This window comes from Lysobacter luteus, from assembly GCF_907164845.1.
GTDB classification, from domain to species: Bacteria; Pseudomonadota; Gammaproteobacteria; order Xanthomonadales; family Xanthomonadaceae; genus Novilysobacter; species Novilysobacter luteus.
The window spans coordinates 1,983,651-1,995,697 of record NZ_OU015430.1 but is presented as its reverse complement, the minus strand read 5'-3'; the positions used below and the strand labels follow the sequence as shown (position 1 = coordinate 1,995,697).

Below are 12,047 nucleotides of genomic sequence, written 5' to 3'. Positions count from 1 at the left end.
CGATGCGGCACGCCCGCGGGTTCGACACCGATGCCGCCCACGCGCATTTGACCCGCCGCGACCGCAAGCTCGCCCGCTGGATGCGCGAGCTGGGGCCGATCGCGCCGGATCCACGCTGGCGCAAGACGTTCGATCCGGTCGACGCGCTGGCACGGGCGATCCTGTTCCAGCAGCTCAGCGGCAAGGCCGCATCGACCATCGTGGGGCGCGTGGAGGCGGCGATCGGCAGCGAGCGCCTGCACTACGACACGCTCGGCCGGTGCGATGACGCGACCCTGCGCGGCTGCGGCGTGTCGGGCAACAAGTTGCTGGCGCTGCGGGACCTGTCCGCTCGCGAGGAGCGCGGCGAGATCCCGTCGCTGCGGCGGATGGCGACGATGGACAACGACGCGATCATCGACGCGCTGGTGCCGGTTCGCGGCATCGGCCGCTGGACGGTGGAGATGATGCTGATGTTCCGGCTGGGGCGGCCGGACGTGCTGCCGGTCGACGACCTGGGCATCCGCAAGGGCGCGCAGATGGTCGACCGCCTGGAGGCGATGCCGACGCCGAAACAGCTTGCCGAACGCGGCGAGCGATGGGGGCCGTACCGCAGCTATGCCAGCTTCTATCTGTGGCGGATCGCCGACAGTGCGGCGGGGGCCAAGGCGCCGACCAAGCGCTCGCAGGAGTGAGGCGGGGCCTCAGTCGGCCATTGCGTCGACCGGCGCCCAGTGCCAGTGCCAGGGTTCGTAGACGATGCCGTGCGGATTGTCGCGCGGGTAGCTCATCGTGAAGCCATAGCCGCTGGCATTGTTGGTCAGCCAGGCGAATGCGGGGGTTGATTCGAAGGTCTCCTCGGCCGGTGGCTCCCCCGGGGTGCCGACGTCGAGCGCGAAGCCGGAGTGGTGCTCGCTGTACCCGGGCGCGGCGTTCACCGCGAGGATGTCAGCGATCCCGAGCCCGCGCGCGCGCTTTCGCTCGAATATCCCCAGCTGGTAATCGTGGCTGCGATAGCCGGAGATCGCCTCCAGCACCACACCGTCGCGACCGGCCGCCGCCTGCAGGTGGCGCCAGGCGCGTGCAGCGTCGGTGTGCAGCCACAGTGGTCGGCGGAACCGGTCGAACCCCGCCAGCGCCAGCCATTCCGGTTCGGCGACAAGCGCCAGGCCGGTACGCTCACCGTAGCTGTCGTCCAGTCCAAGCGCTTCGAGCCGTTCGTGGAGGCGGTCCAGCGGCAGTTCGCCGACGCGCTCGATGCCCGGCCGGCGGTGGCCGGGGTGCCACTCGAGTGCGTCCAGCGCTGCGTCGATCCCCGGTTCGCGCGCCAGCCGCGGGACCAGTGGCAGCAACCCCTCGGGCAGGTCGGCCGCGAGGTAGCGGCCGTCGCGCTTGCGCCGCAGCACGTGGCGGGCGCGTGCCAGGGCACGGGCATCGTGGTTGCTGCGGGCGCGCAAGAGCCCGTGCGGCCAGAGCTCGATCTCGGCGGTGTTGACCAGGATGTCGGGTTGGCCACGCATGGGCGCAGGTTAGCGCCCGGGCTTCGGGGCGGCCAGTTCGCGCAGGCGGTCCAGCAGCGCCTGCGGACGCACCGGTTCCAGCAGCAGGTCGTACCCCAGCCGCGTCGGCAGCCACAGTGCGCGCCTTCCTCCAACCGTCGCGACCAGCGCCTTGTTGCCGTTCCGCAGGCGGAACCAGCCGCTCTTGAAGCCCGGCAGACCGGTGCCGTTGGTCTTGAGCGCGGGCCGCAGCTCGGTACGTTCGTCCAGGTCCGCCACCCGGGCCTGGTCGATGCGCAGGTCGCCCAGCGCGATGCGGCGCCGGTAGAAGGAAGTCGTGACTTCGAGCGCGCTCGCGTCGAGTGCGATGCGGTGGCGTCGCAGGCCCCAGTCCAGCGCGACCGCAAGGGCGACGCAGAACGCTGCGGCGCCCGGCAATGCCCACGCTGGCGTGCGGTCCACCGCTCCCGGGTCGGCGATGCCGAGGGTCGGCAGGATCACCAGCGACAGCAGCGGCAGCCCGAGCACCAGCGCGGCCAGCATCACGCGCGACTGGGTCGATACGGGGCGCAGCTGGATGGCGGGGTCGGTCGCGGGGCCCGCCGTCATTCGGTCGCGTCCGTTGACAGGATCCACTCGGCGACATCGTCGATCAGTCCGGCGTCGACGTGTCCCGGCTGGTCGTATTCGGCCAGCGTGCCCGCGCCCTGGCCGGCGATACCCAGATGGTTGAGCGCGGGGTAGTGCTTGAACGACGTGTCCGGTCGGTCGGCCAGCGCGCGGCGCCACCGCTGCCAGTCGGCATCGATGACCTGGAAGTCGCGGCCGCCCTGCAGCAGCAGGATCGGGATGTCGATGGCCAGGGCGTCGGCGACGGGGTCGATGGCATCGAGGCCGCGCCAGTACGCGACCGGCAGGCCCAACGGCGTGTCCCTGGCGTCCATCGGCGCGCCGCTGCGGATGCGCGCGATCGAGGCGTCCAGGCTGTCGAGGAATTGCTGTTCGGCGGGGACGATCTCCCCGTCGGCGGCAAACAGGTAGCGGTTCTGCTCGGGCAGCAGGTCCAGCAGCGGCCGCGCGGGGGCGGCGAGCATGACCAGCCCGGCGACGTCGCCCGATGCTTCGGCGATGCGCGGTGCCAGCATTCCGCCCTGGCTGTGGCCCAGTACGAACACCCGGTCGCGGTCGACGCCGTCGACCTCGCGGAGGGCGGCTACCGCGGCGACCGCATCGTCGGTGGTTTCGTCGTCGACGTCGTAGTCACCGCCGGCGAAATCCTGTGGACGTGCCTGGGTGCGCTTGTCATAGCGCAGCACCGCGATGCCGCGCGCGGCCAATGCGCGGGCAATGTCCAGGAACGGCCGGTTGGCACCGACCGTCTCGTTGCGGTCCTGCGGACCCGAGCCGTGCACCAGCACCACCCCCGGCACCGGCGTGCTCGCGTGCTTGGGCATCGCCAGGGTGCCGCTGAGCGCGCGGCCGGCGTCGCCGACGCTGAACCCGCGCTCCTCGAACGGGGCGTCCGGCGCTGGTGCCTCGGCTGGCGCGGGCGGGGCGGGCTTGATCATCAGCCCGGCGACGCGCCCGTCGCCATCGACCACCACCTGCGCAACCAGTTCGGCCTTCTGGTGGTGCAAGGGCACGAGGACGATCCGCATGTCCTCCTGCGCGACCACGCGCGGGGTCCCGCGCCCGGTGGCAGCGCCGGCCTGGCGCGGGAGCGACTCCCAGATTGCCCGCAGCTGCGCGGCCGGGACGGCCTCGGCCATCTGCGCGGTGAAGCCCGCCTCGACCGCCTCGTACTCGCCGGCATCGAGTCGGTCGAGCAGGGTGATTGCAATGGCGACGGGATCCACCTGCGCGGCGGCAGGGGCGGGAGGGGCGGCCTGCACGGGAGCGACCATCGCGGTCGATGCCAGCAACACCGAGCCCAACGCGGCGTGGAGCAGTCGACGGGGCATCTCAGAGCTCCTTCTTGAGCACCAGGCGGACGTGGTCGAACGGCGTCAGTTGCGCGGTCGAGACCAGTTCCCAGCCGAGCCTGCCGAGCCGGTCGAGCTCCTCGCGGATCCGCTCCGACATCGGCGGGCCCATCATGTTCGGGGTCAGTTCCACCACTTCGTAGGTCCATTGCTTGTTCATGGCGTGTCTTCCGGGTCTTCGTGACGGGGGGTGTGCGGCAATCGGCCGGCCTTGCGCAGCGCATCGCGCAGGACGTACTCGATCTGGGCATTGAGGCTGCGCAGCTCGTCGTCGGCCCAGCGCTGCGCCGCGGCGAGCACGTCGGCATTGATGCGCAGCGCGTAGCCCTTCTTTTCGGACATCTAGTACAGGCTGCCCGCGTTGACCACCGGCTGGGTGCCGCGGTCGGCGCACAGCACCACCAGCAGGTTGCTGACCATCGCCGCCTTGCGCTCTTCGTCGAGCCGCACGACGTCGTTCTTCTGCAGTTCCTCCAGCGCCATCTCGACCATGCCGACCGCACCGGCGACGATCCGCGTGCGCGCGGCGATGACCGCGTTGGCCTGCTGGCGCTGCAGCATCGCGTGGGCGATCTCGGGGGCGTAGGCCAGGTGGCTGATGCGCGCCTCGAGCACGTCGACGCCGGCCGTGTTCAGGCGCTCGTCCAGCTGCTGCTTCAGGTGCAAGGAGATCTCGTTGGGGTGGCTGCGCAGCGAGACCTGGCCGTCCTCGTGCTGGTCGTAGGGGTAGCTGGTGGCCATGCTGCGCAGCGCGGCCTCGGACTGGATGTGGACGAAGCTTTCGTAGTCGTCGACGTTGAAGACCGCCTCGGCGGAGTCGACCACCTTCCAGACGATCACCGCGGCGATCTCGATCGGGCTGCCCTCCAGCTCGTTGACCTTGAGCTTGCCGCTTTCGAAGTTGCGCACCCGCAACGAGACCTTGCGCTTGGTGAAGAACGGGTTGTTCCAGCGCAGGCCGTTGTCGTGGACCGTGCCGATGTACTTGCCGAACAGGCTGAGCACGGCGGACTGGTTGGGTTCGACCATGTACAGGCCGACCAGGCAGAAGATCGACAGCGCGCCGATGACGATGCCACCGATGATCGATGCGGGGTGCTGGCCACCCACGCCGGTGATGAGCAACCCGGCGGCCACAAGCATCGCGACGATCAGGCCCAGCAGCATCGGGATGCCGGGCAGGGAGCGGACGGGGTTCTCTTTCATGGCGCGGACTCTCGATGAGGTTGAGAGCAGTTGATATCAAATTGATATCACGCGCAAGTGCCGGTCAGGGGTCGATCCGGTAGAGCGGGGCGGGGATGAACTCGCCGGTGGCGTACAGGCTGCGCCCGTCCGGGGACCAGCCCAGCGCCTCGGCCTGTGGCAGCCAGGGCAGCTCGCTGGTACGCGGCGTGCCGGCGACGGCGTCGGCCCAGTTGCCGTTGGCGGGGCGCGGATACAGCAGCAGGTAGCGGTAGGTCATCACCGCCAGTGTGTTGCGGTCCGGCGATACCGCGGCGGCGGTGACCTGGCCGTCGAGCCGTGCGCGGCGGGGCGAGGCCGCCGCGCGCTCGGCGTCGGGCGTGGGGACGCCGGCGAGCGTGCCGATCCGCTGCGCGGTGAGCAGTTCCTTCGCGGGCGGGCGGAGCGGCAGCGAGAACAGTTCGGGCGGCTCGCGCTTCTTGGAGACCAGCAGCACCTCGCCGCGGACGGGGTCGACCGCCACCGCCTCGCAATCGCGCGGGCCGTCGGGCCAGCGGAACGCGATTGACCACGCCGGCTGCACGCGCGCGTTGCGCAGCACGGTCGGTTCCTCCACCACGTGCAGTTGCAGGGTGCGGCGCAGCCCGCCGTTGTCGCCGACATCGGCGATCAGCAGGTAGCGGGTGCCGTCGAGCTCGAATCCGGCGATGTCTTCCCAGTCGGTCTTGGTCACGCCTTCGACGCCGAACGTCGCCAGCCGGCTGCCGCGGGTGTCGACCGCGAACAGTCGTGGCGGGTTGTCGCCGTCGTCGTGCAGCCACAGTACGTCGTCGTGCAGGTGCGAGGCCGTAAGGCCGCTGACCTCGTTGAGTTGCATGTCGAGCATCACGCCCGTGAGTTCCCCGCCCGGAGCCTCGCGCGCCTGGCCCGTTGGCGCGGCCGCGCGATTGCCGTCGTCGCCGGCACCGCACCCGGCCAGGGCGATGGCGAACAGGACGGCGGCGAGGGCGCCCGCGCGAGGCGGCCAATAGGGACGGGAAGGCATCGGCGAAGGATCGCACGGTGCCGCGCACGGCCGGAAGCCGGCGGGTGCCTGTGCGCGCCACCGTTAGACTTGCGGCCAGCGCGCCGCAGCCGGCGCATCCTGTCCCGCCATCGCTACTGGAATCCGCATGGTCACACTCGGCACGCCCCTGTCCCCCCACGCGTTCCGCGTCCTGCTGCTCGGCTCGGGGGAACTGGGCAAGGAGGTCGCGATCGAGCTGCAGCGGTTCGGCGTTGAGGTGGTCGCCGCCGACCGCTACGCCGACGCGCCCGCCATGCAGGTCGCGCACCGCAGCCACGTGCTGGACATGCTCGATGGTGCCGCGGTGCGCGCGCTGGTCGATGCGGAGCGTCCGGACCTGATCGTCCCGGAGATCGAGGCGATCCATACCGCGACCCTGGTCGAACTGGAGCGCGAGTTCGCCGAAGTCGGCCGCGGCACGCGGGTCATCCCGACCGCGCGCGCCGCGCGGCTGACGATGGACCGCGAAGGCATCCGCCGGCTCGCGGCGGAGACGCTCGGGCTGCCCACCTCGCCGTACGACTTCGTCGACACGGCGGAGGACTACCGCGCGGCCATCGAGCGGATCGGGCTGCCGTGCGTGGTCAAACCAGTCATGTCGTCGTCGGGGAAGGGCCAGTCGCTGGTGCGGACCGCGGCGGATATCGACACGGCCTGGGCGTACGCGCAATCGGGTGGCCGGGCTGGCGCCGGCCGGGTCATCGTCGAGGGGTTCGTCGACTTCGACTACGAGATCACCCTGCTGACGGTGCGTCACGCCGGCGGCACCACCTTCTGCGAGCCGATTGGCCACACCCAGCGGGACGGCGACTACCGCGAGAGCTGGCAGCCGCAGCCGATGTCACCGCTCGCGCTGGAGCGCGCACAGGCGATCGCCCGCGCGGTGGCCGATGACCTGGGCGGTTGGGGCGTGTTCGGGATGGAGTTTTTTGTCCGTGGCGACGAAGTCTGGTTCAGCGAGGTGTCGCCACGTCCACATGACACCGGGCTGGTCACACTGGCCGGGCAGGACCTGAGCGAGTTCGCGCTGCACGCGCGGGCGATCCTGGGCCTGCCGATTCCGGTGATCCGCTCGCGCGGGCCGTCGGCATCGTGTGCGGTGCTGGCCGAAGGGCACGGGGTACCGGTGTTTTCCGGCGTCGACAGGGCGCTGGTGGAGCCCGACACCCAGCTGCGCCTGTTCGGCAAGCCGCGGGTCGAGGGCCAGCGCCGGGTCGCGGTGACCCTCGCGGTCGGCGACGATGTCACCGACGCGCGCGCGAAGGCCTGTCGGGCCGCCGCTGCGTTGCGTATCGAGTTGCGCTGAGCGCGCGACGCCACTCTGGAGTGCTGATGAACGACAAGAACGGTTACGCGGTCTTCTTTTTCCCGCAGGCGCTGGAAGCGCTGGGCGATGCGATCAAGCCTTACCTGCAGGAGGGGAAGGCGGGGGCGCACGTGGTGTGCCGCGAGATCGACACGGGCGGTGCGCTGGTCGAGATGACCCTGGACGGCCGCACGACGAAGGGCGAGGCGATCTCGCTGGAGCTGATGGTGCCGACCAACATGGTGCGGATGGTGGTTTCGGCGCGCAGCGACGAGGCGTTCGGGTTCGGGCCGCGGATCGCGGTGGAGACGGTGCAGTCGTTGGCGGGAGAGCCGGGGAACGGGGCGCAGGGGGAGGTGGAGCCTTCGGGGGATGCTTCTTCGGCTGGTGGTGCTGGGGGCAAGGGTGAAGGTGTGGTTGAAGGCGATTCTGGCGAAGCGAGCGCTGGCAAGAAGCCGTAGCGGGGAGATTTGGGGGGCGGGTACGCGGGGTCATCGCAAGTCGCTCCCCGATACTCGCTTGGTTGCGGTGACCCCGCGTACCCGCAGTGGGACGGCGCCGGCGCTTGCGGTGAGAGCAAAAACGGGGCGCGGTCTGCGGAATTGCACGGCGCCTGGCGCGTGGGCCGGACACCAAGCGAGTATCGGGGAGCGACTGGCCGGCCTACCCGCCAGGCGCCCTCCGCGTAGGCTCCACCCGTCTTCCCGGTCGCGTCAGGGCTGGAGGTCCAGCCAGACCAGGTGATGGTCGCTGGCGTCGATGATCGTGGCAGCGGGCGTGTCGCCGGCGGGCCAGAACACGCCGCCGTCGACCACCTTGAGGTTGTCTGATGGCAACACGTAGTCGAGGCGCAGGGTGCCGGACCTGGGGCCGAAGTCGCCGGTGTGGGCGGCGACGTCACCCCTGCGGTCGAAGCCGCGCTGCGCGGCGCGCTCGACGGCGCCCTGGCTGTGCGGGACGAATGCGGCATCGACGCGTGGGTGGTGCAGCAGTTGGGCGATTGCGCCCGGGACGCCGTCGCCGTCGAACGGGTCGGCGTTGTAGTCGCCGGCAATCACGAAGCGGGCGTCGCCGGGCAGGCCGCCGCAGCGCCCCTGGTCGTCGCACAACCACGGTGCCGGGCGCGGGGTGATGTACTCGGCCCACAGCCGGATCTCGTCGTGGTTGCGCAGGCCGTTGCGGTTCTCGGGACCGTCGAAGACGGGCGGGGTGGGATGGGCGGCCAACAGGTGGATGACGCCGGCGGGAGTGCGGACCGGCACGTCCCAGTGCGACTTCGACGACAGCCGCAGTTGAGCCCATACCGATGGCGGGTACCAGGTGTCCCCCGTCGCCGGGTCGCGCGGCTGCCGTGCATCGGGTAGCGCGCTCCAGCGGAAGTGCTGGAAGGTGCGGACCTGCGTGGCGTCGATGGGATGGCGCGACAGGACCAGCATGCCGTACTGGCCGGGATGCAGCCCGTAGCCCCACGCGTCGTTGCCGCGGGCGCGGTGCTCGCCGCCGACGTTGCCATCGCCGTCGAGATCCAAACCGCTCGGTACGCCGGTGTTGACCGGGGCGAGGTAGCGGTACGGGTAGTGGAGGGGATCGCCTCCACCGGGCTGGGCCACGTCGAGGTAGTCACGCTGGAACAGGTCGGCCGCGACGCCGCCGGCATCGTGGTCGAACTCGTTGAGCAGCACGATGTCCGGCCGCACCCGCTGCAGCACCGCCGCGATCTTGCGCGCGTCGGCGTCGCCGGCACGCAGGCGCTCAACCAGGCCGCCGGCAGCTTCGTCGTACAGCGAGGTGTTGTAGGTGGCGACCCGCAGTGGCGGGCGTGCGGCATTGGTCATGTGGTCCGGGTTTCCGTGGATCGCGACCCGGACGCAGCCGGCAAGCGCGACCGCCGCGAGCAGGCAGGCCAGTGCCCGCCATGGGCGCAAGGAATCGGGGGAGGTTTGCGCCATGCGGCCGGGGTGGTGCGTCATGCCGGGATTCCGTCGTCGAGGTCGCGCCATTGTCGGCCGTCGAATGTTTCAAGGGGATGGAACCGGCGCTTGTATTCCATCTTGCGGTGCCCGCCGATCCAGTAGCCCAGGTACAGGTGCTGCCGGCCTTCCCGACGGGCCCATTCCAGCTGCTGCAGGATCGCGAGCGTGCCCAGTCCGCGGGCCGCCATGTCGGGCTCGTAGAACGTGTAGACCGCCGACATCGCGTCGTCGGTGAGGTCGGTCACCGCGACCGCCAGCAACCGATGCGTGGCGCGTTCGCGCAATTCGAGGAAGCGACCCTCGCTCCAGCGTCCGATCAGGAACTGCTCGAACTCGCGCGCGCCGTGACCATCCATGCCGCCGCCCGGGTGGCGTGCGGCCAGGTAGCGCCGGTACAGCGAGAGTTGTTCGTCGGTGCGCTCGGCGGGTAGCACCCGGGTGTCGACATCGGCATTGCGCGCCAGACAGCGGCGCTGGCTGCGGTCGGGCCGGAACCGCTCCACCGGAATGCGCACCGCAACGCAGGCGCGGCACCCGTGGCAATGCGGGCGGTAGACGATGTCGCCGGAGCGCCGGAAGCCCCAGCCCAGTGCGAGCGGGTACCAGTGGGGCAGGCGCGGGTCGCGCGGGTCCAGCACCAGGTCGCGTGCCAGCCGGTCGGGCCAGTAACCGCATGGGTGCTCGCCGGTGTGGAACAGGCGGAGGTCGTCGGCGTCCTGGCGGGGGTCGGTGCCCATGGCGCGAGCATAGCGCCGCGTGGCTCGTCGCTGTCCACCCGCTGAACACACCGCGGCCCGCGTCAACTCGCACCCGCCCGGGGCGTTCCATGTCGCAACGACGCCCACCGCGTCGGCTTGGAGATCGTCGATGAACCGTTACACCTACCTGACTGCCGCCATCGCGGCCACCCTGGTGATGGGCGCCGCCATCGCCGCGCCGCAGGCCGACACCGTGCAGGCTGCCGATGCCGGCAAGCGCGGCCACCGCATGCTCCAGCTCGATGCAAACGGCGATGGTGCGATCGATCGCGCCGAGGCCGCCAAGATGCCGCGCCTGGCCGAACGCTTCGACACACTGGACCGCAACGGCGATGGTCGCCTCGAGGCCGGCGAGCACCCCCGCAAGCAGCATCGCCGCGCCGGGCACGGCGGTGGGCGCCGTGGCGGAATGGAGCACGGCGGCATGCAGCACGTGCTCAAGCTGGACACCGATGCCGACGGTCGCATCAGCAAGCTCGAGGTGGCTGATAGCCAGCGTTTCGCCGAGCGCTTCGACGGCATCGATACCAACCGCGACGGCTATCTCGTTCGCAGTGAGCTGATGGCTTCGGCCGAACGCATGCGTACCGAACGGGCAGCCATGCACCGTGCGCGCATGGACCAGCGCTTCAACGAAGCCGACAGTGATGGCGACGGCAAGCTCAGCCGGGCCGAGGTCGAGTCGAAGATGCCGCGCATGGCCGCGCATTTCGCCTTCATGGACGAGGACCGGGACGGCTTCCTGGTGCGTGCCGACCTGGCGCATCCGCGGCGCCGCTGAGAGCCGCTTGTCTGAAGCCACGACCCGCGCAGCACACGCTGCGCGGGTTTTTTCGTTTCAGTCGTCGCGCCGGGGCAGCCCGCAGCCGCGCGTGCGCGCCCACCAGGTGTTGATCGAGGCGGACAGGACCGCGGGCAGGGCGCTCCAGAAGAGCACCTCCACCCAGTCCACCGCACCGTCGCGCAGCCACTGCACGGCGGCCAGTATCAGCGCCACGATGACCAGAACCCGGCCGCAGCGACGGAACCAGTAAACGAGCAGCATCCGGCTCACAGGCGCCCCGACGAGACCAGCCCGACCAGCAGTCCACCCAGGCCGAACACCAGGCCGGTGACGGCGCCGATCCGGCAGGTCCACCGTTCGCGCCGCCGGCGGCGTGCCGCACCCAGCGGGTCCTGCATCGCCTCCAGCGCGTGCCGGCGGGCAAGTATGCGTGGCTGGACCACCATTGCCTGGTGGAAGACGACACCCATGAACACCGCGGTCGCGGCGACCGGCAGCAGCCAGCCGTCGTCGAGCCATGCGATCAACAGCAGCGACACGACGAAGGCCACCGAGGCCAGGCCCGAGATCACCGCGCTGCGGATCAGCGCGACGCGCTCGGCCTCATCGATCGAGCGCTTGAGCTGCGCGCGCAGCCCCAGGTAAATGCCTGCAAAGCCCGCGACCAGTGCCAGGCCGATGCTGCCGGCCGAACCCAACAGGATCTTGCCCAGGGTCTTGGCGCCGCCGGTCGCGACCGCGCTGCCCAACACCGCGGCGGTGGCCGCCGGCGGGCTCGCCACGGCCAGCGCGCCGGCCACCGTGGCGGTGAAGCCGAGTGAAGGCGCGGTGCTGCGTGCGAACTCGCCGAAGCGCGCCAGCAGGTCCGTACGCACGCTCTGGCGCGCACGCGACAACCGCTTGCGCACCGCGGCGTCGCTGAGCCCCAGCAACGACGCGACCTGCTGGGAACTCTGACCCTCGCGGTAATACAGCAGCAGGACCTCGCGGCTGTCGTCGGGCAGCGCCGAGATCAGCTCGGCGGCGACCGCCTCGCGTTCCTGGCCGGCGAGCTGGCCGAGCGGGTCGGGTTGCGGGTCGGCCGCCGCCTGGATCACCTCGTCGGCATCGGCGACCTCGCTTGGCAAGCGCTTGCGCGCGCGCAGGTGGTCGCGCGCCAGGTTGCGGGTGATCTGCCGCAGCCACGGCATGAAACTGGCCGGGTTCTGCAGCCGGCGCAGGTTCTGCCAGGCGCTGAGGAACGCTTCCTGTGCGATGTCCTCGCTGGCGGGCACGTCGCGCACGATCGCCAGTGCGATCGCGGTGATCGAGTTCTGGCAGGCTGCGACGATCCGGCCGTAGGCTTCGCGGTCGCCTTCGGCCGCAGCGACCAGGCATGCCTGGATCATCGGGTCGGGCAGCGCCCGGCCATCGGTGTCCGGAACGGCGTTCAACGTCGCCTCCGGCCGGCAGCGGCGGGGTTGGGAGTCGGCACGGTCATGGCCCGATGGTAAGCGCGGGCCGAGCGGAAGGTCG

At 70.8% G+C, this 12,047-nt stretch carries 15 protein-coding genes; 4 read left to right on the top strand and 11 right to left on the bottom strand.

Features of this window, described 5'->3' with window-relative positions; genetic code table 11:
* The first annotated feature begins 2 nt into the window (after positions 1-2).
* A complete protein-coding gene (locus KOD61_RS09350; protein ID WP_215218424.1) occupies positions 3-674 on the top strand; it encodes a DNA-3-methyladenine glycosylase family protein in 672 nt (223 codons plus the stop codon).
* 9 nt (positions 675-683) lie between these two features.
* On the opposite strand, the gene KOD61_RS09345 is transcribed toward KOD61_RS09350, so the two are convergent.
* The 7 genes from KOD61_RS09345 to KOD61_RS09315 form a co-directional block, all read right to left on the bottom strand.
* Positions 684-1,499, bottom strand: coding sequence for a M15 family metallopeptidase (locus KOD61_RS09345; protein ID WP_215218423.1), 816 nt, complete (start codon positions 1,497-1,499; stop codon positions 684-686).
* A gap of 9 nt (positions 1,500-1,508) precedes the next feature.
* Positions 1,509-2,087, bottom strand: coding sequence for a PH domain-containing protein (locus KOD61_RS09340; protein ID WP_215218422.1), 579 nt, complete (start codon positions 2,085-2,087; stop codon positions 1,509-1,511).
* Positions 2,084-3,439, bottom strand: coding sequence for an alpha/beta hydrolase (locus tag KOD61_RS09335; protein ID WP_251370564.1), 1,356 nt, complete (start codon positions 3,437-3,439; stop codon positions 2,084-2,086). Before KOD61_RS09335 ends, KOD61_RS09340 begins: the two co-directional genes overlap by 4 nt.
* A gap of 1 nt (position 3,440) precedes the next feature.
* Positions 3,441-3,620: a DUF4177 domain-containing protein gene (locus tag KOD61_RS09330; RefSeq protein WP_215218421.1), complete on the bottom strand. Its 180-nt coding sequence runs from the start codon at positions 3,618-3,620 to the stop codon at positions 3,441-3,443.
* A complete protein-coding gene (locus tag KOD61_RS09325; protein WP_215218420.1) occupies positions 3,617-3,802 on the bottom strand; it encodes an Arc family DNA binding domain-containing protein in 186 nt (61 codons plus the stop codon). The genes KOD61_RS09330 and KOD61_RS09325 overlap by 4 nt, the downstream gene beginning before the upstream one ends.
* Entirely contained in the window at positions 3,803-4,666 is an 864-nt protein-coding gene (locus tag KOD61_RS09320) for an SPFH domain-containing protein (protein ID WP_215218419.1), read from the bottom strand.
* 64 nt (positions 4,667-4,730) lie between these two features.
* The gene (locus KOD61_RS09315) at positions 4,731-5,690 is read right to left on the bottom strand and encodes an SdiA-regulated/phytase-like domain-containing protein (protein ID WP_215218418.1); all 960 of its coding nucleotides are present in this window, start codon (positions 5,688-5,690) and stop codon (positions 4,731-4,733) included.
* Between the two features lie 127 nt (positions 5,691-5,817).
* Between KOD61_RS09315 and purT the strand changes: the two genes are divergently transcribed.
* Positions 5,818-7,017 (top strand): formate-dependent phosphoribosylglycinamide formyltransferase, encoded by a 1,200-nt coding sequence (gene purT, locus KOD61_RS09310; RefSeq protein ID WP_215218417.1) that lies wholly within the window; start codon positions 5,818-5,820, stop codon positions 7,015-7,017.
* 26 nt (positions 7,018-7,043) lie between these two features.
* On the top strand, positions 7,044-7,478 hold the full coding sequence (locus tag KOD61_RS09305; protein WP_215218416.1) for a hypothetical protein: 435 nt from the start codon (positions 7,044-7,046) through the stop codon (positions 7,476-7,478).
* 252 nt (positions 7,479-7,730) lie between these two features.
* Here KOD61_RS09305 and KOD61_RS09300 read toward each other — a convergent pair whose 3' ends face one another.
* Together KOD61_RS09300 and KOD61_RS09295 are read right to left on the bottom strand one after the other, a co-directional pair.
* Complete coding sequence (locus KOD61_RS09300) at positions 7,731-8,966, bottom strand: endonuclease/exonuclease/phosphatase family protein (RefSeq protein WP_407074589.1); 1,236 nt, start codon at positions 8,964-8,966, stop codon at positions 7,731-7,733.
* Positions 8,967-8,983: 17 nt separating this feature from the next.
* Positions 8,984-9,727 carry an arginyltransferase gene (locus KOD61_RS09295; RefSeq protein WP_215218415.1) on the bottom strand — a complete coding sequence of 248 codons (744 nt, stop codon included), beginning with the start codon at positions 9,725-9,727 and terminating at the stop codon, positions 8,984-8,986.
* A gap of 130 nt (positions 9,728-9,857) precedes the next feature.
* Between KOD61_RS09295 and KOD61_RS09290 the strand changes: the two genes are divergently transcribed.
* Complete coding sequence (locus KOD61_RS09290; protein ID WP_215218414.1) at positions 9,858-10,529, top strand: EF-hand domain-containing protein; 672 nt, start codon at positions 9,858-9,860, stop codon at positions 10,527-10,529.
* 57 nt (positions 10,530-10,586) lie between these two features.
* Here the strand turns inward: KOD61_RS09290 and KOD61_RS09285 are convergent, their stop codons facing one another.
* Positions 10,587-10,793 carry a hypothetical protein gene (locus KOD61_RS09285; RefSeq protein ID WP_215218413.1) on the bottom strand — a complete coding sequence of 69 codons (207 nt, stop codon included), beginning with the start codon at positions 10,791-10,793 and terminating at the stop codon, positions 10,587-10,589.
* Between the two features lie 5 nt (positions 10,794-10,798).
* Entirely contained in the window at positions 10,799-11,920 is a 1,122-nt protein-coding gene (locus KOD61_RS09280) for an RNA polymerase sigma factor (RefSeq protein WP_215220358.1), read from the bottom strand.
* Between the last annotated feature and the right edge of the window lie 127 nt (positions 11,921-12,047).

Excerpts from the sequence above, each read along its gene's own strand:
- KOD61_RS09350 (WP_215218424.1), top strand. The coding sequence starts at position 3 with ATGCGGCACGCCCGCGGGTTCGACACCGATGCCGCCCACGCGCATTTG.
- KOD61_RS09345 (WP_215218423.1), bottom strand. The coding sequence starts at position 1,499 with ATGCGTGGCCAACCCGACATCCTGGTCAACACCGCCGAGATCGAGCTC.
- KOD61_RS09340 (WP_215218422.1), bottom strand. The coding sequence starts at position 2,087 with ATGACGGCGGGCCCCGCGACCGACCCCGCCATCCAGCTGCGCCCCGTA.
- KOD61_RS09335 (WP_251370564.1), bottom strand. The coding sequence starts at position 3,439 with ATGCCCCGTCGACTGCTCCACGCCGCGTTGGGCTCGGTGTTGCTGGCA.
- KOD61_RS09330 (WP_215218421.1), bottom strand. The coding sequence starts at position 3,620 with ATGAACAAGCAATGGACCTACGAAGTGGTGGAACTGACCCCGAACATG.
- KOD61_RS09325 (WP_215218420.1), bottom strand. The coding sequence starts at position 3,802 with ATGTCCGAAAAGAAGGGCTACGCGCTGCGCATCAATGCCGACGTGCTC.
- KOD61_RS09320 (WP_215218419.1), bottom strand. The coding sequence starts at position 4,666 with ATGAAAGAGAACCCCGTCCGCTCCCTGCCCGGCATCCCGATGCTGCTG.
- KOD61_RS09315 (WP_215218418.1), bottom strand. The coding sequence starts at position 5,690 with ATGCCTTCCCGTCCCTATTGGCCGCCTCGCGCGGGCGCCCTCGCCGCC.
- purT (WP_215218417.1), top strand. The coding sequence starts at position 5,818 with ATGGTCACACTCGGCACGCCCCTGTCCCCCCACGCGTTCCGCGTCCTG.
- KOD61_RS09305 (WP_215218416.1), top strand. The coding sequence starts at position 7,044 with ATGAACGACAAGAACGGTTACGCGGTCTTCTTTTTCCCGCAGGCGCTG.
- KOD61_RS09300 (WP_407074589.1), bottom strand. The coding sequence starts at position 8,966 with ATGGCGCAAACCTCCCCCGATTCCTTGCGCCCATGGCGGGCACTGGCC.
- KOD61_RS09295 (WP_215218415.1), bottom strand. The coding sequence starts at position 9,727 with ATGGGCACCGACCCCCGCCAGGACGCCGACGACCTCCGCCTGTTCCAC.
- KOD61_RS09290 (WP_215218414.1), top strand. The coding sequence starts at position 9,858 with ATGAACCGTTACACCTACCTGACTGCCGCCATCGCGGCCACCCTGGTG.
- KOD61_RS09285 (WP_215218413.1), bottom strand. The coding sequence starts at position 10,793 with ATGCTGCTCGTTTACTGGTTCCGTCGCTGCGGCCGGGTTCTGGTCATC.
- KOD61_RS09280 (WP_215220358.1), bottom strand. The coding sequence starts at position 11,920 with ATGATCCAGGCATGCCTGGTCGCTGCGGCCGAAGGCGACCGCGAAGCC.